Source organism: Cellulomonas sp. RIT-PI-Y, assembly GCF_025642745.1.
Classification (GTDB): domain Bacteria; phylum Actinomycetota; class Actinomycetes; order Actinomycetales; family Cellulomonadaceae; genus Cellulomonas.
The window spans coordinates 13,953-40,575 of the sequence record NZ_JANZKP010000012.1; the positions used below are offsets into that span (position 1 = coordinate 13,953).

At 71.8% G+C, this 26,623-nt stretch carries 22 protein-coding genes; 9 read left to right on the forward strand and 13 right to left on the reverse strand.

Translation table 11 applies throughout. From position 1 onward, the window contains the following. Positions 1–10: 10 nt before the first annotated feature. Together OGL89_RS17145 and OGL89_RS05940 are read left to right on the forward strand one after the other, a co-directional pair. Positions 11–2,503 carry a glycosyltransferase gene (locus tag OGL89_RS17145; RefSeq protein WP_263118985.1) on the forward strand — a complete coding sequence of 831 codons (2,493 nt, stop codon included), beginning with the start codon at positions 11–13 and terminating at the stop codon, positions 2,501–2,503. Between the two features lie 69 nt (positions 2,504–2,572). Next, the gene (locus OGL89_RS05940) at positions 2,573–3,529 is read left to right on the forward strand and encodes a glycosyltransferase family 2 protein (RefSeq protein WP_263118986.1); all 957 of its coding nucleotides are present in this window, start codon (positions 2,573–2,575) and stop codon (positions 3,527–3,529) included. A gap of 4 nt (positions 3,530–3,533) precedes the next feature. Here the strand turns inward: OGL89_RS05940 and OGL89_RS05945 are convergent, their stop codons facing one another. The 9 genes from OGL89_RS05945 to OGL89_RS05985 all read right to left on the reverse strand — a co-directional run bounded on the left by OGL89_RS05945 (position 3,534) and on the right by OGL89_RS05985 (position 16,197). Further along, a complete protein-coding gene (locus OGL89_RS05945; protein WP_263118987.1) occupies positions 3,534–4,544 on the reverse strand; it encodes a glycosyltransferase family 2 protein in 1,011 nt (336 codons plus the stop codon). Next, complete coding sequence (locus tag OGL89_RS05950) at positions 4,541–5,632, reverse strand: glycosyltransferase family 1 protein (protein WP_263118988.1); 1,092 nt, start codon at positions 5,630–5,632, stop codon at positions 4,541–4,543. The genes OGL89_RS05945 and OGL89_RS05950 overlap by 4 nt, the downstream gene beginning before the upstream one ends. Continuing rightward, positions 5,629–6,579 (reverse strand): GDP-mannose 4,6-dehydratase, encoded by a 951-nt coding sequence (locus tag OGL89_RS05955; RefSeq protein ID WP_263118989.1) that lies wholly within the window; start codon positions 6,577–6,579, stop codon positions 5,629–5,631. Before OGL89_RS05955 ends, OGL89_RS05950 begins: the two co-directional genes overlap by 4 nt. Then, positions 6,576–7,559 (reverse strand): GDP-mannose 4,6-dehydratase, encoded by a 984-nt coding sequence (locus OGL89_RS05960; RefSeq protein WP_263118990.1) that lies wholly within the window; start codon positions 7,557–7,559, stop codon positions 6,576–6,578. The genes OGL89_RS05955 and OGL89_RS05960 overlap by 4 nt, the downstream gene beginning before the upstream one ends. Before the next feature lie 45 nt (positions 7,560–7,604). Further along, on the reverse strand, positions 7,605–8,465 hold the full coding sequence (rfbA, locus tag OGL89_RS05965) for a glucose-1-phosphate thymidylyltransferase RfbA (RefSeq protein WP_263118991.1): 861 nt from the start codon (positions 8,463–8,465) through the stop codon (positions 7,605–7,607). A 46-nt stretch (positions 8,466–8,511) separates the two neighbouring features. Continuing rightward, a complete protein-coding gene (locus tag OGL89_RS05970) occupies positions 8,512–11,202 on the reverse strand; it encodes a hypothetical protein (protein WP_263118992.1) in 2,691 nt (896 codons plus the stop codon). Then, positions 11,202–11,777 carry a hypothetical protein gene (locus OGL89_RS05975; RefSeq protein WP_263118993.1) on the reverse strand — a complete coding sequence of 192 codons (576 nt, stop codon included), beginning with the start codon at positions 11,775–11,777 and terminating at the stop codon, positions 11,202–11,204. Before OGL89_RS05975 ends, OGL89_RS05970 begins: the two co-directional genes overlap by 1 nt. Positions 11,778–11,937: 160 nt before the next feature. Then, complete coding sequence (locus tag OGL89_RS05980) at positions 11,938–14,934, reverse strand: N-acetylmuramoyl-L-alanine amidase (RefSeq protein ID WP_263118994.1); 2,997 nt, start codon at positions 14,932–14,934, stop codon at positions 11,938–11,940. 78 nt (positions 14,935–15,012) lie between these two features. After that, on the reverse strand, positions 15,013–16,197 hold the full coding sequence (locus tag OGL89_RS05985) for a glycosyltransferase family 1 protein (RefSeq protein ID WP_263118995.1): 1,185 nt from the start codon (positions 16,195–16,197) through the stop codon (positions 15,013–15,015). Between the two features lie 29 nt (positions 16,198–16,226). On the opposite strand from OGL89_RS05985, the gene OGL89_RS05990 reads away from it, so the two are divergent. The 4 genes from OGL89_RS05990 to OGL89_RS06005 are packed head-to-tail and all read left to right on the forward strand — an operon-like array spanning position 16,227 to position 20,202. After that, positions 16,227–16,973 (forward strand): glycosyltransferase family 2 protein, encoded by a 747-nt coding sequence (locus OGL89_RS05990; protein WP_263118996.1) that lies wholly within the window; start codon positions 16,227–16,229, stop codon positions 16,971–16,973. Next, complete coding sequence (locus tag OGL89_RS05995) at positions 16,973–17,383, forward strand: DUF2304 domain-containing protein (protein WP_263118997.1); 411 nt, start codon at positions 16,973–16,975, stop codon at positions 17,381–17,383. Before OGL89_RS05990 ends, OGL89_RS05995 begins: the two co-directional genes overlap by 1 nt. Further along, the gene (locus tag OGL89_RS06000; protein WP_263118998.1) at positions 17,380–18,261 is read left to right on the forward strand and encodes a glycosyltransferase; all 882 of its coding nucleotides are present in this window, start codon (positions 17,380–17,382) and stop codon (positions 18,259–18,261) included. The genes OGL89_RS05995 and OGL89_RS06000 overlap by 4 nt, the downstream gene beginning before the upstream one ends. 3 nt (positions 18,262–18,264) lie before the next feature. Then, on the forward strand, positions 18,265–20,202 hold the full coding sequence (locus tag OGL89_RS06005) for a hypothetical protein (RefSeq protein WP_263118999.1): 1,938 nt from the start codon (positions 18,265–18,267) through the stop codon (positions 20,200–20,202). 12 nt (positions 20,203–20,214) lie between these two features. Here OGL89_RS06005 and OGL89_RS06010 read toward each other — a convergent pair whose 3' ends face one another. From OGL89_RS06010 to rfbC, 3 genes are read right to left on the reverse strand one after another with little or no spacing between them, the layout of a single operon-like run. Next, the gene (locus tag OGL89_RS06010) at positions 20,215–20,952 is read right to left on the reverse strand and encodes a glycosyltransferase (protein WP_263119000.1); all 738 of its coding nucleotides are present in this window, start codon (positions 20,950–20,952) and stop codon (positions 20,215–20,217) included. Continuing rightward, positions 20,949–22,211 (reverse strand): hypothetical protein, encoded by a 1,263-nt coding sequence (locus OGL89_RS06015; protein WP_263119001.1) that lies wholly within the window; start codon positions 22,209–22,211, stop codon positions 20,949–20,951. The genes OGL89_RS06010 and OGL89_RS06015 overlap by 4 nt, the downstream gene beginning before the upstream one ends. Beyond that, on the reverse strand, positions 22,208–22,828 hold the full coding sequence (gene rfbC, locus OGL89_RS06020; RefSeq protein WP_263119002.1) for a dTDP-4-dehydrorhamnose 3,5-epimerase: 621 nt from the start codon (positions 22,826–22,828) through the stop codon (positions 22,208–22,210). The genes OGL89_RS06015 and rfbC overlap by 4 nt, the downstream gene beginning before the upstream one ends. Positions 22,829–22,934: 106 nt before the next feature. Between rfbC and rfbD the strand changes: the two genes are divergently transcribed. Genes rfbD through OGL89_RS06035 form a run of 3 tightly spaced genes read left to right on the forward strand, consistent with a single transcriptional unit; the run spans position 22,935 to position 25,854 of the window. Beyond that, positions 22,935–23,783 carry a dTDP-4-dehydrorhamnose reductase gene (rfbD, locus tag OGL89_RS06025; RefSeq protein ID WP_263119003.1) on the forward strand — a complete coding sequence of 283 codons (849 nt, stop codon included), beginning with the start codon at positions 22,935–22,937 and terminating at the stop codon, positions 23,781–23,783. Continuing rightward, positions 23,780–24,892 (forward strand): glycosyltransferase family 4 protein, encoded by a 1,113-nt coding sequence (locus OGL89_RS06030; RefSeq protein WP_263119004.1) that lies wholly within the window; start codon positions 23,780–23,782, stop codon positions 24,890–24,892. The genes rfbD and OGL89_RS06030 overlap by 4 nt, the downstream gene beginning before the upstream one ends. Continuing rightward, entirely contained in the window at positions 24,889–25,854 is a 966-nt protein-coding gene (locus OGL89_RS06035) for a YbhN family protein (protein WP_263119005.1), read from the forward strand. The genes OGL89_RS06030 and OGL89_RS06035 overlap by 4 nt, the downstream gene beginning before the upstream one ends. A 22-nt stretch (positions 25,855–25,876) precedes the next feature. Here the strand turns inward: OGL89_RS06035 and OGL89_RS06040 are convergent, their stop codons facing one another. After that, on the reverse strand, positions 25,877–26,614 hold the full coding sequence (locus OGL89_RS06040; protein WP_263119006.1) for a class I SAM-dependent methyltransferase: 738 nt from the start codon (positions 26,612–26,614) through the stop codon (positions 25,877–25,879). Between the last annotated feature and the right edge of the window lie 9 nt (positions 26,615–26,623).

Below are 26,623 nucleotides of genomic sequence, written 5' to 3' on the forward strand. Positions count from 1 at the left end.
AGGAGGATGAGTGAGCCCGAGCGAGACGCGCCCCGGTGTGGTGTCGGTGGTGTTGGTGAACTATCGCGGAGCCGAGGACACCATCACCTGCTTGCGGGAGTTCGACCGGGTCGACTGGCCGGCCGACCGCCTCGAGCTGATCGTCGTGGACAACGACTCCGGTGACGGCAGCGCCGAGCGGATCCGTACCGCCGTCCCCACGGCCGTCGTGATCGAGACCGGGGCGAACCTCGGCTTCGCCGGGGGGTGCAACGCGGGTGTGGCCGCCGCTACCGGCGAGTGGGTCGCGTTCCTCAACAACGACGCACGCCCTGGGGAGCAGTGGATCGCCGCCGCGGTGGCGGCACTCGGGTCGGACCCCAGCATCGGCGCTGTCGCCAGCAAGGTGCTGGACTGGGACGGGCAGCTGATCGACTACGCGGACGGCTCGCTGACCTGGTACGGCGCCGGGTACAAGCGCGAGGCGGAGAAGCCGGACGGCCCCGAGTACGACGTCGCGAAGGACGTCCTGTTCGGGACCGGCGCCGCGATGTTCATGCCCGCGGCGCTGTACCGCACCCTCGGTGGGTTCGACGAGCGCTTCTTCATGTTCTACGAGGACGTCGACCTCGGCTGGCGGCTGAACCTGCTGGGCTACCGGGTGCGGTACGTGCCGGAATCGGTGGCCTTCCACAAGCACCACGTGACGATGAAGAAGTTCGGCAACTTCCGCGAGGCCTATCTGCTCGAGCGGAACGCGCTCTTGTCCATGTACAAGAACCTGGACGACGAGTCGCTGGCCAAGGCGTTGCCGGCCGCACTGGCGCTCGCGGTCCGTCGGTCGCTGGCCCGCGCGGGGGTGGACGCCTCCACCCTGGACCTGCAGCGTTCGCCGGGGAACGACGACGTCGGGACCCTGGAACTGCCGAAGATGGCGCTGACCGGTGTGTACGCGATCGACTACCTGGTCGACCAGTTCCCCGAGATCGCCCGCGACCGCGCCGCTCTGCAGGCTGCCCGCCGCCGCAGCGATCGCGAGCTGTTCCCGTTGTTCCGGCACGCGATCGAGCCGGCCTACGCGTTCGACGGGTACAACGAGGCGCACGACGCCCTGGTGCAGGCCTTCGGCATCGACCAGCACTTCGTGTCGCAGCACCGGGTGCTGGTGGTCACCGGCGAGCCGCTCCTGGAGCGGATGGCCGGACCGGCGATCCGCGCCTGGGAGATCGCCCGTGCGCTCGCGCCGGAACACGCCGTCCGGCTGGTGTCCACCGCCGGTGCCAAGACCAGCTCGGACGAGTTCGAGGTGGTGTACGCCACCGGTCGCGACCTGCGTGCGCAGACCGACTGGGCGGACGTGATCATCTTCCAGGGCTTCCTGCTGGAGGGGGCGCCGTGGCTCAAGGACAGCTCGAAGATCCTGGTCGCGGATGTCTACGACCCGATGCACCTGGAGCAGCTCGAGCAGGCCAAGGACCTGGGTGAGGCAGGCCGGGCGCACTCGATCCGTGAGACCACCCGGATCCTGAACGAGCAGCTGCACCGGGCCGACTACGTGCTCTGCGCCTCGGACAAGCAGCGCGACTTCTGGTTGGGCCAGCTGGCCGGCCAGGGCCGGATCAACGGCCCGGTCTACGACCAGGACGCCAGCCTGGACTCGTTGATCGGAGTGGTGCCGTTCGGCATCGCCGACCAGGCGCCGGTCCAGCGTCGTCACGCGATCAAGGGCGTGGTGCCCGGCATCGGGGCGGACGACAAGGTGATCATCTGGGGTGGTGGGGTCTACAACTGGTTCGATCCGCTGACCCTGGTGCGCGCGGTCGATCGTCTGAAGGAGCGGCACCCCGACGTCAAGCTCTACTTCCTCGGTCTGAAGCACCCCAACCCGGGAGTGCCGGACATGCGGATCGCGTGGGAGCTCCGCCAGCTCTCCGACCAGCTCGGTCTGACCGATCGGCACGTGTTCTTCAACTCCGGCTGGGTTCCCTACGCCGAGCGCGCCGACTACCTGCTGGACGCGGACCTCGGGGTCTCGACGCATTTCCATCACGTCGAGACCGCGTTCAGCTTCCGCACCCGGATCCTGGACTACCTGTGGGCCTCGCTGCCGATCGTCGCCACCAGCGGCGACACCTTCGGCACCCTGATCGCGGAGCACGGCCTGGGCGCCACGGTCCCGCCGGAGGACGTCGACGCGCTGGAACAGGCCCTGGAGACCTATCTCTACGACGACGCGGCGGTGTCCGAGGCACGGACCAACGTGCGCGCCTTCGCCGAGGACTACCGGTGGTCGAAGGTGCTGGCACCGCTGGTCGAGTTCTGCCGGTTCCCGCGGCGGGCGGCGGACCTCCAGTACGTGTTGCCCGCTCCCGACGCGGTCGCTCATCCCTTCGAGCGCCCGCGCGGTCTGCGGAGCGACCTCGCGTTGGCGCGCGAGTACCTCGCCGCGGGAGGGCTGAAGGAGGTCGGCCGGCGCGCATCCGGGCGGATCCGCCGGTTGACGGGCCGGGCGACGCAGGCCTGACCGGGGACGCCGGTAGGCTCTGCTCGCGGCATCCGGTCGTTGCGCTGTGAACCCAGACGTTGGAGTGGCATGAAGGTCGTCGTCCAGATCCCTTGTCTGAACGAGGAGGAGACCCTGCCGGCGGTGCTCGCGAGCATCCCGCGGGAGATCGAGGGGGTCGACGAGATCGACATCCTCGTGATCGACGACGGCTCGACCGATCGGACGGTCGAGGTGGCGCGCGAGCTCGGTGTGACCCACTTCGTGCGACACACCCGCAACATGGGGCTGGCCCGGTCGTTCCGGGACGGCGTGGAGTACGCCCTGGCCCACGGTGCCGACATCGTGGTGAACACCGACGGGGACAACCAGTACCCGCAGAACAGGATCCCGGACCTGGTCCGTCCGATCCTCGAGCGGGCCGCGGAGATCGTGATCGCGGATCGGCAGACCGCGACGATCGCCCATTTCTCGCCGTTCAAGAAGGTGATGCAGCGTGTGGGCAGTGCGGTCGTGAACAAGGCCGCCGACACCCGGCTGCCCGATGCGGCGAGTGGGTTCCGGGCCTACTCGAGGCAGGCGCTCTACCGACTCAACGTGGTGACGGAGTTCTCCTACTGCATGGAGACGATCATCCAGGCCGGTCACAAGCGCCTGCGGATCGTGTCCGTGCCGGTCACCACGAATGCCAAGACCCGTGAGTCCCGGCTGTTCACCAACATGTTCCAGCACATGCGCAAGTCCGGTTCGGCGATCGTGCGCAGCTACCTGATGTTCAAGCCGACGGTCGTCTTCGCCCTGCTGGCGGCGTTCTTCAGTCTGCTCGCGCTGATCCCGGCGGTGCGGTTCCTGGTGGTCTTCCTGGCGCGAGGCGACAACGCCGGGAACGTCCAGTCCCTGATCTTCGCGGCGATCATGGCGGTGGCCGCGCTGCTGTCCATGGCACTGGGCGTGATCTCCGACCTGCTGCGGACCAACCGGGTGCTGCTGGAGGAACAGCTGGAACGGCTCAAGGAGATCCAGTACGGGCGAGCGGCCCGGGACTGAGGCCTCAGCTGCGCGGGTCGAGGGCCTCCCGCCGGCCACGAGCGGCGTGCGACCAGATCCGTCGTCGTTCACCGAGGGTGCGGGGCAGGCGGAGCAGGGCGTCGCGGATCCCGCGCGCACGGGGGGCCGACTCGGCCCGGGGGCCACGCAGGATCGAACGGACCAGGCCCGCGGACTGCCGCAGCCACGAGGCCAGTACCAGAGCCGCCGGAGCGTGCCGTGTCACCACGGTCAGCGAGTTGCGGGTGTTCTGGTACCGGAACAACGGCGAGGAGGTGCCCGAGCTGGCCGAGTGCAGGTGTTCCACCTCCGCGGCGCGCTGGTAGCGGATGTCGTGCCCTGCGGCACGCAGTCGCCACGAGAGGTCCGTGTCCTCGTAGTAGAGGAACAGGCCGGGGTCGATCCCACCGACCGCCCGCACCGCCGGCCAGCGCAGGGCGGCGGCACCGCCGCAGAACCCGAACACCTCCGGGGCGGCGTTCTCCTCCTCGGCCGGAGTCAGCCAGTCACGATCCGCTCCGGTTCCGTTGCGGGTGATCACGTTGCCGGTGGAGTTCACCAGCCGGACGCCGCCGGCCTCGTCCGGTTGCCACGGAGACCGGCCGTCCGGGGAGTCCGACACCGGCCGGTCGGTGCGCCGATAGCGTCCCGCGAGCAGGATCCGGGCGGTCGTCGCGGCCAGCCGTCCCGGGGCGCGCAGCGGCTCGACCAGCGCTGCCAACGCACCGGGCAGCATCCGGGCGTCGTTGTTCAGCAGGACCGCGACGTCACCGTGGAAGTCGTCCAGACCGCGTGCCACCCCGCCGGCGAACCCGAGGTTGCGCTCGGCGCCGATCACCCGGACCTCGGGATAGTCCCGGGCGAGCAGCTCGACGGAGCCGTCGGTGGACGCGTTGTCCAGCACCACGATCTCCACCTCGGCATCCGGGATCTCCTGGGAGCGGATCGAGTCCAGGCAGGGGGGAAGCAGCGTGGCGGCCTGCCAGGTCACCACCAGGACACGGATCCGGATCACGCGACCTCCCGGTACGCGGCGAGGTGGCGCTTGGCTGCGACGGACCAGTCCGATCCGGCGGCCCGCTCGGCCGAGCGAGCGGACCAGAGGTCGTGCTCCGGCCCGGCGGCGCGCAGGATCGCGTCGGCCAGGGCGTCCGGGTCCCGCGGATCGACCAGCAGCCCGGCGCCCTCGGTGAACTCGGCCATCGACGTGCCGGCCGAGGTCACCACGGGAGTGCCGTGCGCCATCGCCTCCAGCACGGGCATGCCGAAGCCCTCCCAGAGCGAGGGGAAGGCGAACACCCGCGCCGAGGCGTAGGCCGCATGCAGTTCGGCCAGGGTGAGGCGGCCGACGAGCCGCACCCGGTCGCGCAACGGCCCATCGTGCCATCGGGCCAGCTCCGCGCCGGATTCCCCCCAGCCCGCCGGGCCGGCCAGCACCAGGTCGAGCTCGCTGACGGCGGCGACCCGCTCGAAGGCGGCCAGCAGGACCGGGAGGTTCTTGCGCGGCTCGATCGTGCCGCACCAGAAGACGAACGGGCGCTCCAGGCGGAGCGCCCCGCGCACTGCGTGGACCTGTGCGTCCGAGAGCCGGGGGACCCGGACGCCGTGCGGGATCACCCGGATCCGGTCGGGGTCGAGGCCCTCCACCACGCAGTCGTCCGCGGTGGCGGCAGACGGGACGATGATCAGGTCTGCCTCGCGCCGGGTGATCTCCAGCGCCCGCCGGAAGTAGCGGTTCCCGCGGGCTGTGAAGTGGTCAGGCGTGCGCAGGAACGCCAGGTCGTGCACCGTGACCGCCAGCGGCCCGCGGGTCGGCGGCACCGCCCACGTGGTGGCATGCACCAGATCGGCTCCGGCAGCGCCCCGCGGCACAGCCGGTCGGCGGAGCCGGCTCCAGCCCTCGTAGAGCGCGACGCGGGGCAGGGCGGAGGTCAGGACGGGAATCCGCAGGTCCTCCTCCGGCGCCCGGTGGTGGCCCCGGGCCGCGATCCCGACCACGGGCGTGCGGACCCGTAGGGCGGAGACCAACTCGCGGATGTAGGTGCCCGAGCCGCCCGGGGCGGGCTGCCACAGCTGCTCGACGGTCAGCGCGATCCGGGTCATCGCAGCAGCTCCAGATCGTGGTCGACCATCGCGGCCACGACAGCGTCGAAGTCGCGGGTCGGGGCCCACCCGAGCACGGTCCTCGCGAGGGTGGCGTCGCCGACCATCCGTGCGGCATCGGCGGGGCGGGTGAACGCCGGGTCGCTGACCAGCCGCGATCCGGGGTCGGGCACCCCGGCCCGTCGCAGGGCGGCGACGGCGAAGTCGCGCACCGAATGGAGCTCACCGGTGGCGACCACGGCGTCGATCGGCTCGTGGTGCCGGGCCAGCCGTACCAGGGCGTCGACGTAGTCCGGGGCCCAGCCCCAGTCCCGGCGGGCGTCGAGATTGCCGAGCGTGAGCATCCCCGCGCCCTCGGTGGCGATCCTGGCCGCGCCCTGGGTGATCTTGCGGGTGACGAAGGAGGAGGGGCGCCGCGGGGACTCGTGGTTGAACAGGATCCCCGCGGCGGCGTGCAGCCCACGGTCGCGGGCGATCCGCACCATGTGCTGGGCGTACGCCTTGGCCGCGCCGTAGGGGTTGACCGGCGCGATCGGGGTCGACTCGTCCTGGGGGGAGGTCGCCGGATCGCCGAAGATCTCGGCCGAGGAGGCGTGGACGAACCGCACCGGCGCACCATGCGCCCGTTGCACCTCGAGGGCGGACTCCAGGAGCCGGGCCACGGCCACGCCGGACAGCAGAGCGGTCTGCTCGGGTTCCTGCCAGGACTGCGCCACCGAGCTGATCCCGGCCAGGTGGTAGAGCTCGGTGGGCGCGACCTCGAGCACGAGGCGGCGCAGCCCGTCCAGGTCCGCCAGATCTCCGAGATGCGATCGGACCCCCGGGACCGGCGGGGTCCGATCGCCGGACCTGACCAGACCGTGCACGGTGACGCCCTCCGACACCAGCCGTTCAGCCAGGTAACTGCCGTCCTGGCCGGTGACACCGGTGATCAGGGCGACGGTCATGACGTCCGGGCGCGCTGTTCGGCGAGATCGTGGTCGACCATCATCTCGACCAGACGGGCGAAGTCCACCTGCGGCTCCCAGCCGAGCACGGTCCGCGCCTTGCCCGAGTCACCGATCAGCAGGTCGACCTCGGCCGGCCGCATGAACCGCGGGTCCTGCGTCACGTGGGCCGACCAGTCGGTGATCCCGACCCGGGCGAAGGCCACGTCCAACAGCTCGCGGATCGAGTGCGTCTCGCCGGTGGACACCACGTAGTCGTCCGGCACGTCCTGCTGCAGCATCCGCCACATCGCGTCCACGTAGTCCCCGGCGAAGCCCCAGTCCCGGCGCGCGTCCAGGTTCCCCAGGGTCAGGCCGTCCTGCAGGCCGAGCGCGATGCGGGCCACCGCCTGCGACACCTTGCGGGTGACGAACTCCGGGCCCCGGCGCGGCGATTCGTGGTTGAACAGGATTCCGGAGGAGGCGTGCATCCCGTAGGACTCGCGGTAGTTGATGGTCATGTAGTGACCGAAGACCTTGGCCACACCGTAGGGCGAGCGGGGCCAGAGCAGGGTCGACTCGTTCTGCGGGACCTGCTGGACCTTGCCGAACATCTCCGACGACGAGGCCTGGTAGAACCGCACCCGTCCCAGGTCGTTCCCGGCGTGCAGCCGCACGGCCTCGAGCATGTTGAGCACGCCCTTGGCCGTGACGTCCGTGGTCAGCTGGGCGTTCTCCCAGGAGTAGGCCACGAAGCTGATCGCGCCGAGGTTGTAGACCTCGTCCGGCTGGGACTGGTCCAGCGCCCGGAGCAGGCTGGAGAGGTCGACCAGGTCGCCGGTCAACAGCTTCACGTCGGGGACGATCTCCCGGACCAGGTCGATCTTCGGGTTGTTCTGCCCGCGCACCAGGCCGTAGACGTCATAGCCCTTGCTGACCAGCAGTTCGCTCAGGTAGAGCCCGTCCTGGCCGGTGATCCCGGTGATGAGCGCGCGTGGCATGACTGTCCTCAGATGGTGGGTCGGCGGGTGCGGGAGCGGTGTGCGTCAGTCCAGCAGGTCGAGCAGGTACCGGCCGTACCCCGACTTGACCAGCTTCTCCGCCCGAACCCGCAGCTCGTCGTCGGAGAGGAATCCACGACGCCAGGCGACCTCCTCCGGCGATCCGACCTTCATCCCCTGCCGCGACTCGATCGTCCGCACGAAGTCGGAGGCTTCCAGCAGCGAGTCGAACGTGCCGGTGTCGAGCCAGGCCGTCCCGCGGGGGAGGACCTCGACCTGCAGCCGACCCTGCTCCAGGTAGGCCCGGTTCACGTCGGTGATCTCGTACTCGCCGCGCGCCGACGGCTTCAGGTCCCGCGCGATCTGGACCACGTCGTTGTCGTAGAAGTACAGGCCCGGCACCGCGTAGTTGCTGCGCGGCTGGGTGGGCTTCTCCTCCAGGGAGAGCGCCTTGAAGTCGTCGTCGAACTCCACGACGCCGTACGCGGTGGGGTCCGCGACCCGGTAGGCGAAGACCGCGCCGCCGTCGATCTGCTCGAACCGCCCGAGCTGGGAGCCCAGCCCCGGGCCGTAGAAGATGTTGTCGCCGAGCACCAGAGCGGCCGAGTCGGTCCCGACGAAGTCGGCGCCGATCACGAAGGCCTGAGCCAGGCCGTTGGGCTCGGGCTGGGTGGCGAAGGTGATCGAGATCCCGAACTGTGATCCGTCTCCGAGCAGCCGGTGGAACGACTCGGCGTCGTGCGGGGTCGTGATGATCAGCACGTCCCGGATGCCCGCCAGGATCAGCGTGGACAGCGGGTAGTAGATCATGGGCTTGTCGTACACCGGGACCAGCTGCTTGCTGACGCCCTGGGTGATCGGGTGCAGTCGGGTGCCGGATCCACCGGCCAGGATGATGCCGCGCATCAGGCCATTGTGTCGCATGTCGGCCACGGGCGTGGACGGTGTGTCGTCAGGGCACGGTCACGACCGCGCAGCCGATCTCCGGATTGGTGCCGCCCCAGGTGTCGATCGCGTAGGCGCAGACACGGTGGCTGCCGCGCGCGGCGACCACCGTGGTGTCGAACCCGTGCGCCGCGCCCATCTGGTAGGCCGCCTGGACGTCCGCCCGGGTGCCGTTGGCGGTGAGCACGCTGGTGGCCACTCCGTCGACGTAGAGATGGACGACGATCGGTGCCGTGGTGTTCGGGTCGATCGCCCAACCTCGGGCCCGGATCCCGGACGAGGTGACCGAGACCTCGTCCAGACTGCCGAAGGCGAGCCCGTTCACCTGCACCGTGCGGCAGGCGACCTGGGTGCTCGGGCCCCCGCTGCTGTCCAGGGCGGTGACGCAGACCTGGTGCTCGCCCGCGGTGGCGGAGACGGTCGCGGTGTAGCCGTGGTTGACGCCCTGGTGGTAGACCGCGTCGACGTCTGGCCGGGAGCCGTTCGCGGTGACGGTGGTGACCACCCGGCCGTCCACCGAGACCTGCGCGGAGATCGGGTCGGTGGTGTCGGGGTCGAGCGCCCAGCCCGCGACGCTGATCGACCCCATCCCCGAGACCGCGGAGTCGATCCGTCCGATCGGCGCGGAGTTGGCGGCGGTGGCGGTCACCGTGACGCAGTTGAGTTTCGGGTTCCACCCGCCCGAACTGTCGATCGCGTAGAGGCACACCTGGTGCGTCCCCTGCGTGAGGGTGATCGTCGTGTCGATGCCGTGGTTGGCGCCCTTGCCGTGCACCGCGTCGACATCGGGTCGGCTGGCGTTGGCGGTGACGGCGGTGTGGAAGACCCCGTCGACGTACAGGTGCGCGGTGATCGGGTCGCGCGTATCGGGGTCGAGCGTCCACCCGCGCACCTGCACCTGACCGCGCAGGCCCGGGGTGAGGGAGTCGATCTTGCCGATCGGGCGCTGGTTGACCACGGTCACCGACTTGCAGGCGATCTTCGGGTTCCAGCCGCCCGAGCTGTCGATCGCGTAGAGGCAGACCTCGTGCACGCCGTCGGTCAAGGTCAGGGTGGTGTCGACGCCGTGGTTGGCGCCGGTGCCGTAGACCGCGTCCACGTCGGGCCGACTGGCGTTCGCGGTCACGGCGGTGCGGAACACGCCGTCCACGTACAGGTGCGCGGTGATCGGGTTCCGGGTGTCCGGGTCGAAGGTCCAGCCCTTGACCTGGACCCGGCTGATGCCGGTCACGGTCAACGAGTCGAGCCGTCCGATCGGGCGCTGGTTGTTCACCGTCACGGTGGTGCAGCCCAGTTCGGGGTTGGTGCCTCCGGTGGAGTCCAGGGCGTAGACGCACACCCGCTGGGACCCGGCCGCCGCGGCCAGTGTGACGTCGAAGCCGTGCGCGGAGCCCTTGCCGTAGGCCGCCGCGACATCGGCCCGCTGACCGTCGGCCTGGGCGGCTCGCACGAACGTGCCGTTCACGTAGATGTGCACCTGGATCGAGGCGGTGGTGTCGGGGTCCAGGGTCCAGCCGCGGACCCGCAGAGCGCCGACTCCGGACGCACTGATCTGGTCGACCGAGCCGATCGGTGCCTGGTTGGTCGTGGTGACCGTTCCGCAGCCGATCCGGGGATTCGAACCGCCGGCGGAGTCGATCGCGCTCACGCAGACCGTGTGCGTGCCGTTGCTGAGCTTGATGGTGGTGTCGAACCCGTGGTTGTCGCCCTTGCCGTAGATCGCGCCGACGTCGGCGCGCGCCGTGTTCGCGACGATGCTCGCCGCGAACGTCCCGTCGACGTAGATGTGGGCCTGGATCGGCGACGTGGTGTCCGGATCCAGGGTCCATCCGCGGACCCGCACCGCGCCCGGTCCGACCTGGGTGAGCTCGTCCAGCGATCCGATCGGCTCACGCTGCTGGGTCGAGCCGAACCAGTCCGTGAAGTAGTTCCAGAAGTTGCGGTTCCCGTAGGAGGAGCAGCTGTTGCCCGTGCCGTAGCCCGCGGCCAGAGCGGCGGAGTTCGGCTGGTAGGGCGTGTAGTTGTAGAGGCTCGCGGTGGCCTGGTTCTGGATGTAGACCGCGCTGCTGCCGCAGGTGGCGTCCGGGTGGAACCGCACCTGGTTGACCATCCCTGCGCGGTGCGCGTAGGAGGTGGGCTTGGCGGCGTAGTTCTTGAACTGGTGCGCCGCGTTGTAGAGCTGATTGGCGAATCCGTAGTAGAGGGTGTCGCAGGGAGCGGTGTCCGGGCAGCCGTAGCCCATCGCCTTCTGGTACACCGCCGCGGACTTGCCGGCGGTCGCGGTGACCAGGCCCTGTTCCTTCTGCAGCGTCACCAGCAGGACCTGGGGATTGATGCCGCAGGCGGCCGCGACCTTCGCGACGATCTGCGCCGCGGTCTCGTTGCTGGCCCCGGTGTACGCCCCGGTGCACCGGTCGTCGGCCGCTCGGGAGGCGGTCGTCTGCCGGAAGTTCTTCAGACAGGTGTTGCCCGTGGCGGCGACGCAGTTGGCGCCCTTCGTGTCCAGGAAGCTCTGGATCTGGGCGGCGGACATCGTGCTGGTGTCGTAGAACACCGAGTCGGAGATGATCATCCCCGGGTTGAACTGGCCGAGGTCGGCCGCGTCCGCGGTCGTGCTGCCGGCGACGCCGACCAGGGCACCGGTGACCATCAGCGCGGAGACGGCCGCCGCGACGGCTCGCCGGAACGTCCGGAGCATCACGGGACCTCGACCTCGACCGGCGCGCTCGTCCCGGCGGAACGGGGCGACCCGTAGGTCACCACCGCCTGCCAGGTGCCGGAGCTCAGCTGGTCGCCGGGGAGCGCCAGGGCGCCGCACGCCGTGGTGGACACGTCCGGCGTGGCGGCGGCCTGCACGGAGCGCTCACCGCCGGGACCGGAGAGGGTGAGCGTGCAGATACCGTCCGCCTCGACGACCGCGGCGTAGGCGCCGACCTCGACCGCGTCGCTCAGGTCGTTCCAGCCGGCGTAGGTCGTGGTCACATCGGCAGCGGTGGGTGCGACGGCCCCCGGATCGACCGGCTCGGAGCCCGGATCCGGCGTCGATGTCGGCGCGGTGCCCGGGTCGTCGGGCCTGTCGGTGGGTGAGGCGCTCGGGCTGGGCGTGGTCGTGCCGCCCGGGGTCGGCGTCGAGCTCTGCCCGGCGATGGGGCTCGGGGCGGGCACCGGCGACTCGTCGTTCCGGGAGGCCGACCACCACCAGAGGGCGCCACCTCCGACCAGGGCCAGGGCGACGACGCCGGCGACGGCCGTCTGTCGGCGGGAGACGGACACGGCGAATTCCTTCGGTCGGGAGCAGCGGGCCGGACGGCGCGGCCAGAGTAGGTCGACCGACGGCGATCCGGGTGGATCTGCCGCGTGATCATCGGCGTGCCGCCCGAATTGCCCCGCTACGTCCCGGGTGTGCCGCGGTCCGGTCCGTCCGCCGGGACGGTCAGCGCACGGTGACCGTGCTGCACCCCACCCGGGGGTTCGATCCACGGGGCTGGTTGATGGCGCTCACGCAGACCTCGTGCCGACCCGCCGTGAGCGAGACGTTCAGGTCGAAGCCGTGCGCCGCCCCCTTGCCGAAGGACGCCACATCCGCCCGGTGCCCGTTCGCGACCGCGCTGGTGGCGAAGGCGCCGTCGACGTACACGTGGACCTCCAGGGCGTTGGTGGTGTCCGGGTCGAGCGTCCAGCCACGCACGCGCGCCGTGCCGGTGCCGCCGGTCACCTCGTCCAGGCTGCCGATCGGCTCTGCGTTCACGACGGTGACGGTCGAGCACGCGATCCGCGGATTGGGTCCGACCGGCGTGTTGATCGCGTGCAGGCAGACCTCGTGCCGACCGGCCACCGCGGGGACGGTCACGTCGAAGCCGTGCGCGGCGCCCCGCCCGTACCGCGCTGCGACGTCGGCCCGCTGGCCGTTGGCCACGGTGGACTGCGCGAACTTCCCGTCGATGTAGAGGTGCGCCTGGATGGACGTGACGGTGTCCGGGTCCAGCGTCCAGCCGCGGACGCGGATGCTGCTCGCGTCCGCGGTGACCTGGTCCAGCGCGCCGATCGGCTCGGCGTTGCTGATCGTCACGTTGCGGCACGCGATCTCCGGGTTGCTGCCGCTCGGGGTGTTGATCGCGTAGAGGCAGAGTCGGTGCGCGCCCAGCGACATCGGGATCTGCAGCTCGAAGCCGTGGTTGTCGCCCTTGCCGAAGGCCTGTCCGATGTCCGCACGGGTCTTGTCGGCGGTGAACACGCTCACCCGGGAGCCGTCCACGTAGGCGTGCACGCTGATCGGGGCGGTGGTGTCCTGGTCGAGGGCCCAGCCCCGGATCGTCACGCCCCCGGCCCGGGCGGTCAGGGCGTCGAGGCTTCCGATCGGGGTGTGCCCGACCTGCACGGTGGCGCAGGCGATCCGGGGGTTGGAACCGGTGGGCTGGTTGATCGCGTGCGCGCAGATCTGCCGGGTTCCGCCGGTGGCCGGGATGGTGGCGGTGAAGCCGTGGTTGTCACCCTTGCCGTAGGCGGCACCGACGTCCGGACGCGACTGGTCCGCGGTCACCGCCTGGACGAACTGGCCGTCCAGGTAGAAGTGCACCTGCACGGCGGCGGTGGTGTCGGGGTCGAGTGCCCAGCCGCGGACGGAGATCGAGGTCGTGGTGGCGCTCACCGCGTCGAGCCGTCCGATCGGTGTGGCGTTCTGCACGGTGAGCCAGTCGCAGGCGATCACCACGTCCTGGCCGGCGCCGACGTTGCCCACGGTGAGACACACCAGATGGCGGCCGCCGCCCGCCGACACCGTGCCGGCGAAGCCGTGGTTCGGTCCGACCCCGTAGGCGGCTGCGACGTCGGCACGTGCCTGGTTCGCGGTGAGCGTCTGCTCGGCACCGTCGATGCTGACCCGGACCGGGAGCGCGGCGTCGGAGTCCGGGTCGAAGGCCCAGCCGCGGACCGCGATCCCGGACGGAGTCGCCGACAGCGAGTCCAGCCCCCACCGCGGGGAGGACGCCACCGTGGCGTTCGCCAGCTCGGCGACCCGGTTCCGGATGGCCGGCAGCAGGTCGTACAGCGCCTGCCCGGGGCAGGAGGTCAACGCCGCGTCGCGGTGGGCGTAGATGGTCGGGAAGGTGACCACGGTCCCTGCGGGGTACTTCGACGCGCCGCCGCCTGAGGTCATCGTGACGCTCGAGTTCGCCTGGATCCGGTGCACGGCGAACTTCCAGGCGATCAGCTGGCTGATCCCCTCACCGAGGGCCCCCGAGGGCCCGTAGGTCGAGTAGTCGCCGATCGCCGCGACGCCGATCGTCCTGCTGTTGAACCCGCCGGTGTGCACGCCGACCACGGTCGAGGCGATGCCGCCCGCCCTGCCCTCGAAGATCCGGCCGTACTGGTCGACGAGGAAGTTGTAGCCGATGTCGCACCAGCCGCGGCCGCCCGCGGCCTCCGGACGGGTGTGGTACGCGTAGAAGCCCCGGATGAGTCCGGGCACGGCCTCCGCGGAGTAGCCGTTGGCGGACGCGGTGTGGTGCACCGCCGCGGACACCATCGAGCGGGAGTAGTCGGGTGTGCACCCGCGCAGGCTCTCGTCGGCGCCCCAGCCGGCCCGGCTGATGATGCCGGGTTGGGCGACCGCGGCGGTCCGCACGGTGCCGGTGTCGCTCGCGGTGCCGAGGCTCTGGAACACCGCGTCGGTGGTCGAGCCGGTGGTCGCGGTCGTGCTGCCGGTGCCTTCGACGGTGGCGCCGACGTCGGCCGGATCGCTGCCCGGGTCGATCAGCACCGCCTTCAGCCCGGTCACGGTGCCGGCCTCGGCCTCGGCCCAGATCTGCACCCCGTCCGCGCCGACGGCGACGATGGGATCGGTGCCGTCCCGATCACCGGAGGACTCGGCGTCGTCGGAGCCCTCGTCGGGCCCGATGTCCGAGGACTCCAGGCCGGACCAGTCGCTCCAGTCGCCGTCGATCCGGACCCGGTAGCGGATCTGGACGCCGGCGAGGCCCTCGGAACGGTCCCAGGTGACGCCCAACACGCTGAAGTCGGCGGTGTCGAGTTCCTCGGTGAGCACGTCCGGCTCCGCGGCGGGGCCGGGGTCCGTACTCGGGCCGGCGGTGGGCTCGGTGGTCGGTGCGGGGCTCGCGGTGGCCGTCGGCCCGGTGCTGGGTTCGGCGCTCGGCTCCGTGGTGGGTGCCGGGCTGGGCTCCACGCCCGGGTCGGCGACCCGGGCGGAGGAGGAATCGGTCGCGGCCTGCGCGCCCTCCTCGGTGGGCACCGAGTCCGGCTCGGGGAGAGCGGCGAGATCCTCGGTCGCCACCCCGTCCAGGTCGAGTTCGGTCACGGACAGGTCGTCGCCGTCGGCGGCCTGCGCGGGCGTGACGGCGCCCGGGATCGCGGCGAGCAGAGTGGCGGTCAGGGCCGCACTCAGGACGGTGCTGACGAAGCGGCGTGACCGCATGGTCTCCCCCTCAGATGACGGACAGTCTGCGCACAGCGCACCATTCCCACGGCGATTCGTCGCGCCGACGCGCCGGAGTCACCGTCGGCGATCGGCCACGGCGCGGTAGGCCACCAGGTGCTGCTGTGCCGCACGCGCCCAGGTGAAGGAGGCGGCGCGCTCCACGGCCGCCGTGCCGAGGTGCCGGCGGAGCGCCGGATCGTCGAGCAGCACGCGCAACTGCGCTGCGATCTCTCCGGACGTCGTGCCGCAGTAGGCGACCGCGTCGCCGCCGACCTCGGGCAGGGAGAGCTCCTCGCTGGTGAGGACCGTGGCCCCGCACGCCATCGCCTCCAGCACCGGCAGGCCGAACCCCTCGCCCAGACTCGGATAGGCCAACACGGTCGCGCCGGCCAGGAATCCCGGGAGATCCGCCAACGGCAGATAGCCGGGAGCGCGGACGACCAGGTGGCCGGGCACCTGCTCCAGGGCCCGGGCGACGTCCTGGTCCCAGCCCTTCGCCCCGGCCAGCACCAGCGCCGGGGGATCGGTACGTCCTTCACACGCCGTGACCCAGGCGCGGATCAGCGCGGGCACGTTCTTCCGCGGCTCCAGGGTGCCCAGGAACCCGACATAGGGGCGGTCGCCGATCTCGAGCGTCGCCCGGACCCGGGCGATCTCGGCCCGGTCGACCGGGTGGAACCGCTCGGCGTCGACCCCGTGGTGCGCGACGACCGCCCGGTCCGGATCGGTCCCGGTGGCGCGCGCGATCTCCGAGCGGGTCGCCGCCGAGGGCACGACGATCGCGCCGGCGAGCCGGACCGCCCACCGGATCCAGGTGCGGAAGAACGCCCCCTTGGAGCGCAGGTGCAGCTCCGGGTCGGAGAAGAAGGTGGCGTCGTGCAAGGTGTCGACCACGCGGGGGGCGATCAGTACGGGCAGCGTGTAGTGCGGGGAGTGCACCACATCGGCGCGGACCTTGACGGCCAGTGCGACCAGGCCGGTCTGCTCCCAGAGCATGCGGAGCGGGCGGCGTGCCACCAGGCCCGGCGCGGCGATCACCCGGGCGGACGGCGCCAGCGCCCGGTAGTGCGCGACGTCGCGTCGCTGGACCGCGAGCACGAGGTCGACGTCCGATCGGTCCAGCTCCGGCACCAGCTCGTCGACGTAGCGGCCGACGCCGCCCCGGTCCACCGGCACCGCGGTCGCGTCCAGCAGCACCCGCATCAGGTGTCCTCCTCGTTCGGCCTCGCCCGGCGCCGTCCCGGCGCGGTGACCGTCCATCGGTCCGGTCCCGGCTAAGGTATCGGTCCGTGAGCGAGGATCTGCGATCCAGGCTCCTGGTGATCGTCCCGGCCTGGAACGAGCGGGACGCTCTGCCGGGAGTGCTGGTCGAATTGGCGCGGGAGCTGCCCGAGGCGGACGTCCTGGTCGTCAGCGACGGCTCGACCGACGGCACCGCCGACGTCGCACGGGCGGCCGGGACCGCCATGGTGCTGGATCTGCCGCTGAACCTCGGCGTCGGAGGGGCGATGCGGGCCGGCTACCGCTTCGCCGCACGGGAGGGATACGGCGCCGCCGTGCAGGTGGACGCGGACGGCCAGCACGACCCGGCAGACGTCCGCCGGGTGGTGGACGCCCTGACCGCGGAGTCCGCCGACGTCGTCATCGGCGCCCGGTTCGCGGGGGTGGGCAGCTACCGGGTGCGCGGCCCCCGTCGCTGGGCGATGTCCGTCCTCTCCGGCGTGCTGTCCCGGATCGCGGGTGCCCGCCTGACCGACACGACCTCCGGATTCCGGGCGTCCAACCGGCGCGCGATCGCCCTGTTCGCGAACGAGTACCCGGCCGAGTACCTGGGCGACACGGTGGAGTCCCTGGTCATCGCCTGCCGGTCCGGGCTCACCGTGCGCCAGGTGGGGGTGCAGATGCGCCCCCGCGCCGGTGGGACCCCGTCGCACAACCCCGTGAAGGCCGCCGTGTTCCTCGGACGGGCGGTCTTCGCGTTGTTGATCGCGCTGACCCGCCCGCTGGGCCAGGCTCCGGCGGGGGTGCACCGATGATGACGGGGTACTGGTTCGCGCTCGGCAGCTGCCTGCTGCTCCTGGTGTTCCTGGTGGTCCTGATGCGCACTCGCCGGATCAGGGAGAAGTACGCGCTGATCTGGGTGGCGCTGGCGATCGGCGTGTGCATCGTCGGAGCGTTCCCGTCGGCCGTGACCTGGCTGTCGAGTCTGGTCGGCGTCCAGACGCCCAGCAATCTGCTGTTCGCCTTCGCGCTGATCCTGCTGCTGCTGGTCTGCATTCAGCTGTCGGTGGAGATGACCACGATGGAGGAGGAGACGCGCACCCTCACCGAGGAGGTGGCGCTGCTGCGCTTCGACCTGGACCGGATGGCGGCGGGACAGCGTGACCGGGACGGTGCCCGGTCCGGGCCGGTGGCGTTCCCGCCTCCGGAGGACGGCCCGGCGTGATCGACCTGCTCGTCCCGTACTACGGGGATCCGGAGTACTTCCGCGCGCTCGTGCGCAGCGTGCTCGCCCAGACCGACCACCGATGGCGCCTGGTCGTCGTCGACGACGCCAATCCCGACCCCTGGGCGGGGCCGTGGCTGCAGTCGCTGTCCGACGAACGGATCGTCTACCGGCGCAATGAGCAGAACCGCGGCATCTCCGAGGTCTTCCGCCAGTGCGTCCAGCTGGCGGAGGCGGAGCTGCTCGCGGTGCCCGGCTCGGACGACCTGCTCGACCCGGACTACGTGGCGGTGGTCCTCGCCGCGCACGCGCGGTTCCCGCACGTCGACATCATCCAGCCCGGCGTCCGGGTGATCGACGGGGCGGGTGAGCCGGCGGCACCGCTGGCCGACACCGTGAAACAGCGGCTCGTCCGGCCCCGGGGAGACGGCGCCAGGGTCCTGGCGGGGGAGCGGCTCGCGGTCAGCCTGCTGCACGGCGACTGGCTGTACTGGCCCTCGCTCGTGTTCCGGCGCACGGCGGTGCAGGAGATGCCCTTCCGGCCCGGTCTGCCGATCATCCTGGACCTCGCCCTGGTGCTGGATCTGGTCCTCGCCGGCAGCGAGTTGCTGATCGAGCCCACCGAGTGCTTCGCCTACCGACGGCACCGGGAGAGCGCCTCCTCCGTGAAGCTGCTGGACGGCAGCCGGTTCGCCGGTGAACGCGAGTACTTCCAGCTCGCGGCGGCATTGATGCACGACCGCGGTTGGCGCCGCGCGGCGCGGGCGGCCCGCCTGCACGCGACCTCGCGCCTGTACGCGTTGACCCTGCTGCCCACTGCGCTGCGACGACAGCCGCGCGCCGTCGGGACGCTCCTGCGCCACGTCCTGGGGAACTGAGCCATGCCCACCGAGCCCGCCGCTCCGCCGGCCGTCCGTCGCTGGATCCCGTCCGCCTGGATCGGCGTTCCGGTGCTGCTCTACCTGCTGCTGAGCGTGTGCGGGGTGACGCTGTCCTCGATCGGCATCGGCACGCTCCGCGAGGATCCCGCGGCCGCGACCTCGGACCAGATCGGAGCCTCGGTCCCGATCCGCACCGACGAGTACCTGACCTCCAGTCCGATGGCGATCGGCGTGCTCGCGACCGGCATCGAGGAGGATCTGAACCCGCTGACCGCGGCACAGGGATTCACCAGCTCGCTCCCGTCCACCCCGGTGTCCAGCGTGGTGCTGGCGGAGAACGCGGCACTGCGCTGGGGCGGGTTCCTCCCGGACCAGATGGTCTTCGCCGCGCGGTGGTGGTTGCCCACCCTGCTGCTCTTCCTCGGGATGCCGGTGTTGCTGCGGCCGCTGGTCGGGAGCCGCTGGCCGGGCCTGTTCGCCGCGGTGCTGATCGCGCTGTCCCCGGCGACGGTCTGGTGGTCGCTCTCGCCGCTCGCGCTGTGGGGCTTCACCACCGCCGGGACGGCCGCCCTGTACCGCGCCGCGATGTCGGTCTCCGAGCGCCGCTCCTGGTGGCGCAGCGCGCTGTGGGGGCTGGCCGCCGCGCTGCTCCTCGCCCGTACGCCGCTGCACTACCAGCCCTGGGCGATCGTCGCGGCGCCGGCCATCCTCGCCGTGGGGATCGTGCCCCTGCTCGTCCGGCCGGAAGGGCGGCGTCGGCGTCTGCTGACCGTCGTCGCCGTCGGTGCCTGTTCGCTGGTGCTCGCGGCCCTGGTCTTCTGGGAGAACCGCGCGTCGATCGCGGCCACCTCCGCGACGGTCTACCCCGGGGCCCGCACCACCAGCGGCCATGCGGTGCCGATGGAGCTGCTGTTCGGGGCCACGTCGCTGGGATGGATGCGTGACACCCCGCTCACCCAGCTCAATCCGTCCGAGATCTCCTCGGGCTTCCTGATCGCCGGCGTCCCCGCGCTGCTGCTCCTGCTGATCGGTATCCGCTTCCGTTCCGGTGAGCACCGGGCCGCGGTGTGGACCCTGCTGGTCTGCTCGGCGCCGTGGGCGGCCTGGTGCGCGATCTCGTTCGGCGGCCTGGGCGAGCGGATCCCGCTCGCCAACCTGGTCACGCCGGACCGTGCCGCCACGATGCTGGGCTACCTGGCGGTGCTGCTGTTCGCGCTGGTGCTTCCCGGGTGGCGGGAGCGGGGCGGTTGGCGGGCCGTGGCCGGTGCGGTGATCGCTGCGGTGCTGGTGGCCGGGTACGCGGGTTCCCGGCTCGCGGTGACCACCATGCCCGAGCTGTCCACCAAGCAGATCTGGTCCGCCCTGGCGGTGCTCGCCGTGGTGGTGGGGCTGCTGGTGGCCCGTCCCCGGTGGTGTGGCGGGTACGTAGCGGCCGGTCTGGCAGCGTTCCTGCTGGTCGGTCAGGTCAACCCGGTGTTGATCGGGCTGGCCGACCTGCGCGATTCCGACGTCGCTCAGGAGATGCTGGTCCAAGGGGAGCAGGCCCGCGAGGACGGGGTGCTCTGGGCCAGCGACGACACCGCCGTGGACGCCTTGTTCGCCGCGACCGGAGTGCCCTCGCTCAGCAGCCGGCAGATGGCCGGCCCGGACCAGGACGCCTGGCTGGCGCTCGACCCGGACCGTGCCGCGGAGGGCGTCTGGAACCGCGGCGGGTCGTTCATCCAGTTCGAGTGGACCGATGACCCGTCGATCACGCTGACGAACACCGCGCCGGACCGGATCCTGGTCGCGGGATCGGCCTGCACGATCCACGACCGGATCCCCGAGCTGACCCGGGTGGTCTCGGTGGAGCCGCTCTCCTCCTCCTGCCTGACCCAGGTGGACGAGTTCGCCTGGGGCGGCTCCGAGCACCGGGTGTACGAGGTCACCGGCTCCTGATCCCCGTCCGGTTCACCGCCGGACGAGGAGTTCCACGCAGGCGCGGACCAGCATCCACCGGGACCGCAGCACCAGCAGCGGCCCACGCGGACGGTCCGGGCTGGAGTTCTGGTCGTGGTACCGGCGCCGGACCGAGCGGAACTCCACGTGCCGCATCCGCCCGCGGAGATTGCCGTGGAGCGCCAGCCACAGGTCGTGCGACTCGGTCAGCAGCGCCGGGAAGGGCAGCACCGTGGACAGCGCCGACCGCCGCAGCCCCATCGCGCAGCCGTAGTACGGCATGTTGCCGATCAGCACGCCGAGGACGTTGCGGAGCCGGTGCCCGGACGATCCCGCTCTCAGGTGCCAGTCGGCTTGGCCGTACGGCCCCCGGATCGCGTCCGGTCCGCCCAGGGTGGCGAGGTTGCTCGCCACCACGTCGGCGTCGGCCAGCGCGGCGATGATCGCCTCCGCCCTGCCCGGCGTCCACACGTCGTCCTGGTCCGCCAGCAACAGGAACTCGCCCCGGGCCTCGGCGAGGGCCTGCTCGAACGCACGGACGTATCCCCGGTTGTCGTGGCGCGCGATCAGCCGCACCCGCGGATCGCCGACCGACCGGATGCGCGCGACCGTGTCGTCCGGGGACCCGTCGTCCACGATCACCACCTCGTCGTCCGGGCCGATCTGCTCGAGGATCGAGTCCAGCTGCTCGGTGACCCAGGCGGCACCGCGATAGGTGGCGAGACAGACACTGACGGCGGGGGTGCTCATGCGACTCCTGGACGAGGGGTGCTCCGGCGCGGACGCAGAGCGATGAGATGGACCACGATCCCGGCGACCGGGCCCAGCAGCAGCGCGGCAGTGGTGCGGGTCTCCAGATCGGCGGGCAGCAGCAGGGCGGCGACCGCCAGCAGGACCGCGGTGAGCCACCCGCCCACGAAGGCGCCGTGCCGGGCCAGCGCCTGGCACACCGCGCCGGTCAAGGTGAGCAGCGCCAAGCCGGTGGCGGCCAGGGTGAGCAGCCCCAGAGTGACACCGGACACCCGGTAGTCGGGTCCCCAGATCGTGCTCATCAGCCACGGCCCTGCTCCCCAGGCCGCCACGGCGCCGAGCACGCCGACCGGCACCAGCAGCCGGGCGATCGGCCACAGCGCAGCCGGGCCGCGGTCGCGGTGCTGGACGAAATGGCTGACCGCGACACCCTGGAACGCGTTGAGCGGGATCATCAGCGGGGCACGGGTCAGGGTGAGGGCCAGGAGGAGAGGAGCGGCCGCTCGGTAGGCGGTCTGCGGGGTCGTCAGGGACATCAGCGTCGGGAAGCCGATCACCAGGACCGCGCTCGACCCGCTGGACACGGCGGCGGACAGCAGTCGGCGCAGATGGGCGCCGGTGGGCACGTCGGCGCGCACGGCGACGGCGTCCCGGGCACCCGGGGAGACGACCAGGACGATCACGGCGGTGAAGGCGGCGAGCGCCGCTCCGAGCTGCCAGCCGGCCAGCACGGTGCCCGCCAGCATCGTCGACAGGACCAGGACGAGGCGGACCGCGGACTCACCGCCGATCAGACGGGAGTAGACCGGCCAGCGCGCGGCACCGGCCAGTGCACCGGTCGTGGCGGCATGCACCGCGCACCCGGCGCAGCCCAGTGCGACCAGCAGGGCGGGCATCGTGCCGTGAGCGTGGAAGACCGCCGGGCCCCACCACGGGGCGCCGAGGGCGAGCACCGCTGCGAAGCCGACGCCGAACAGCGCCCCGGCGGTCCCGACGCGAGGCCCGGTTCCCGGGACGCCGGATCCCCGGACGGCAGTCACCGCCCGCGTGGTCTCGATGGAGATCCCGGTGAGCACGCCGAATCCTGCGAACAGGGTGGACCAGAAGGTCAGGAAGGCGGTGCTGTCGGCTGTGGAGGGGCTGAGCAGCGGAACGGCCAGGACCACCAGGGTCGAGCACGCCGCCGCCACGCCCGCGCCGATCGCGACCCGCCGGGCGTCGGCGCGTCCGATCGTCCGCGCGGCATCGGTGGTGCTCATCGGTCGCGGAGCGACTCCAGGTAGGTCCGCACGTCCTCGTAGCGCGGCAGCAGCCCCTGTTCCGCGGCCTCGGCCAGGGTGGGCGCGGCCGTGTCCTTGTCCGACAGCTGCGGAGTCACGGGGTTGCCGTGCCGGTCGGTGGTCGGCCACTCGATCCCGATCGAGGCGTCCAGCGGGTGGATGCCGTGCTCGCGGCCGGGGCTGTAGCCGGTCGAGCACAGGTACATCACGGTCGAGCCGTCCTCGAGCGAGAAGAACGCGTGCCCCAGCCCCTCGCTCAGGTAGATGGCGCGGCGGTCCACGTCGTCCAGCAGGACGCTGTCCCACTGCCCGAAGGTCGGCGACCCGACCCGGATGTCCACCACGATGTCCAGCACCGCTCCCTTCGGGCAGGTCACGTACTTGGCCTGGCCCGGAGGGACGTCCGCGAAGTGGATGCCCCGCAGCACCCCGGCGGCGGACACCGAGAGGTTCGCCTGCTGCAGATCGAACCGGTGCCCGAGGTTCTCCGCGAAGGGACCGCCCTGGAAGGCCTCCAGGAACACGCCACGGGGGTCGCCGTGCTGGACGGGAGTGATCTCCCAGGCACCGGGTACGGACAGCTCGCGGTAGGTCATGCGGGGGGTTCCTCTCGGGGAGATCGGCTTCGGGCAGCGTCCTCACAGTAGTGGCCGAACCCGCCGGGTAGGCTGCCGGACGGTCCGACGACGACAGGGAGTGGATGTGCGCTGGTTGGTGACGGGTGCGAATGGCATGCTCGGGCGGGACCTGGTGTCCCTGCTCCAGACGCGCGGGCACGAGGTGACCGCGGTGGACCGTGACGTGCTCGACATCACCGACGCGGTCGCGGTCGCCGATGCGGTCGAGGGCTACGAGGTGGTGGCGAACGTGGCCGCCTACACCGCGGTGGACGCGGCCGAGGAGCACGAGGACCTGGCGTTCGCCGTGAATGCGGTCGGCCCGCAGCTGCTGGCCCGCGCGGCCCGTCGGGCGGGAGCCCGGATCGTGCAGATCTCCACCGACTACGTGTTCGAGGGCGAAGCCGAGAGCCCGTACGCGGAGACCTCTCCGATCGCACCGCGGTCGGCCTACGGTCGCACCAAGGCCGCCGGCGAGTGGGCGGTGCGCGCCGAGAATCCCGACCACCTGATCGTGCGCACCGCGTGGCTGTACGGCGCCCAGGGCGGTTGCTTCCCCAAGACGATCGTCCGGGTCGCAGGCGAGAAGGGCGGCCTCGACGTCGTGGCGGACCAGGTCGGGCAGCCGACCTGGACCGTGGACCTCGCCGACCTGGTGGAGCGGCTGGTCGCCGCCGGGGCGCCTGCCGGGACCTATCACGGCACCTCCTCCGGCCGGACCACGTGGCACGGGTTCGCCCAGGCGGCAGTCGCCGCCGCGGGCCTGGACCCCGCGATCGTGCGGCCGACCGATTCCCGCTCCTTCGTCCAGAAGGCGCGACGCCCGGCGTTCTCCGTCCTGGGCCACGACGCGCTCGGTGCGATCGGCGTGGAGCCGATCGGCGACTGGGCCGAACGCTGGTCGGTCGCCGCGGCGGACGTCCTGGCGCGATGACCCGCGGTCCGGTTCTCGCCGCGGGGACGTACGACCTGGAGGCGCACCCGCGGATGCGGGTGCTGATCGAGGGGCTGACCGCTCGGGGGTATCAGGTCGAGGAGATCGTCGAACCCCTGCGGTTGAACACCGCCGAACGCGTCGAGGTGCTCCGGCACCCGAGCCGGCTGCCGCAGCTCGGCCGGGCGTTGTGCCGATCCTGGCTGCGTCTGGGCCCCCGGCTGGCACGGCGTCGGCGCCGTGCCCCCCGTCCGTCCGCGGTGGTGGTCGGCCATCTCGGGCACTTCGACGTGAGCCTGGTCCGGTTGCTCACCCGGCCCGTCCCGGTGGTGCTGGACTACCTGATCTCCGGCGCGGGCACCGCGACCGATCGGGGCGAGCGCGGCTCGGTGAAACAGATCGCGCTGCGAGCTCTGGACACCTGGGCGCTGCGGCATGCCGATCTCGTGCTGGTCGACACCCAGGAGCATCTCGACGCCTTGCCGGAACGATTCCGCGACCGGGCGATGGTGGTGCCCGTGAGCGCGGATCGGCGCTGGTTCGACGCCGGTGGGCACCGCACGCCGCCGGCCGGTGATGCGCCGCTGTCGGTGGTGTTCTTCGGTCTGTTCACCCCGTTGCAGGGCGCGCCCGTGATCGCCCGCGCTCTGCGGGAGCTGGACGGCCTGGTCCAGGCGACGTTGATCGGCACCGGCCAGGAGGAGCCGGAGGTCGAGGCGCTTCTCGCCTCCGTCCCGGGTGTCCGTCGCCTGACGTGGGTGCCGGGGGACGACCTGCCGGACCTGGTGGCCGCCCACGACGTGTGCCTCGGCGTGTTCGGCCTCGGCGACAAGGCGTCGCGCGTGGTGCCGAACAAGGCCTACCAGGGCGCTGCCGCCGGCTGCGTGGTGGTGACCAGTGACACCGCCCCCCAACGCCGAGCCTTCGGTGAGCACGCGGTGTTCGTCCCGCCGGGCGATCCGGTGGCCCTCGCCGCGGTCCTGCGCGACCTCGCGGCCGATCGGAGCCGTGTGCACGAGATCGCCGCGCGGTCGGTGCAGCACGCACGGGAGAGCTTCTCCGCCGCCGGGGCCGTGGAGCCCTTGACCACCTGGATGGAGCGGGCATGATCGGCCGCGTCATCGGCGTCCTGCGGTCGCCGTGGACCCGCTGGGCCTTCGTCCTGGTGGCCGTCGGCGCGGCGGCGCTCGCGGTGCACCGCGAATGGGACGACATCGTCGCCGCACTGAGCGACATGCCCCCGGGGCTGGTGGTCGCCGCCTTCCTGGCCGGTCTCGTCTACCTGCCCGTGACGATGCTCTCCTGGCGGGCGGTGCTCGCCGACCTGGGATCGACGCTGCCCCTGCGGCAGGCGCTCGGGGTGTTCTTCGTCAGCCAACTGGGCAAGTACGTGCCCGGTGGGGTGTGGAACGCCGTCGCGGCCAGCGAGCTCGGCGCCGACCAGCGGATCCCGCGCCGTCGGTCGCTCAGCGCCATGCTCGTGACAGTGTTCGTCAGCCTGGTCACCGGGCTGGTGGTGGGGGTGCCCGGCCTCGCGCTCACGTCGGGTGGCCTCAGCGCCTCGTACCGGTGGCTGTGGCTCGTGCTCCCGATCGCTCTCGCGCTCCTGGTGCCGGCGGTGATGAACCGGCTGCTCGCCGTCGGCATGCGGCTGCTGCGCCGCGAACCGCTGGAGCACCCGCTCACCACCCGGGGGACGATCGCGGCGTCGGGGTGGTCGATCCTCGGCTGGCTGGTCGCCGGCGTGCAGGTCTGGTTCATCGCGGTCGCGGCCGGGTCCGAGGTCGGAGCCGAGGCCTGGCTGCGGGTGACCGGCGCCTACGCGATCGCCTGGGTGATCGGCTTCCTGATCATCGTGGTGCCCGCCGGGCTGGGCGCGCGGGAGGTCGTCCTGGCCACGCTGCTGGGCGGGGTGGTGCCGGACACCGCGGCGGTGCTGGTGATCGTGCTGGTCAGCCGGATCGTGCAGACGCTGTGCGACCTGCTGATGGCCGGGACCGGGATGCTCCTGCTCCGCAGGACCGGTCAGGAGGGGCCGGTGCCGGAGGGCCCGACGTCCGAGGTGTCCTGACCGACGACGTCCGCTGGGATCCTCACCGCTGCAGTTCGCCGAGGCCGATCAGTCCGGGGCCCGCGGTCGGCACCCGGCGCTGCCACACGGCGAACGGACGGGTGGCCACGTGGCGCAGTCGTCCGGCGGTCGGGGAGACCGCCTGGCGCTGACGTCCGGAGCCCTCGGTGCGCTCGTCGAACGGCACACCGGCGAACTGCCGCTCCTGACGACGGGCGATGAGGTTGCGCGCCGTCTCCAGCGCGTAGCCGAAGGGGTAGCCGTAGTGCTGGACCTGCAGCGGTCGCAGGCCGGCGGCCTCCAGGACGTCGGTCATCTGCTCCCGGTCGTACCGACGGTAGTGGCCGACCTTCTCGTCCCAGGGACCCATCCGGTCCGGGTCCGCCGGCACCGAGACCACGACCTGGCCGCCGGGGCGCAGCAGCTGCGCCCAGTCACGGAGCAGCCCGGCGTCGTCCTCCAGGTGCTCCAGGACCTCGAAGGCGCACAGCAGGTCGAAGCGCTGGTCCGGGTCGAGGTCGGACTGATCCGCGACCACCCTCCCGCCATAGGGAGCGACTCGCTCCCGGGCGACCTGCGCCGACTCCGTGGCCGGCTCGACCCCGGTGTAGTCGGCGTACCGGGCGGCCAGCCTGGCGCCGAAAGCACCCATGCCGCACCCCATCTCGACCACCGACAATCGCCGGTCGGTGGGCAGGACGCGGTCGACGAGGTCCCAGCGCATCGTCGACCACCAGGTCAGGGGAGGGAGATCAGCCACGTGCTCACC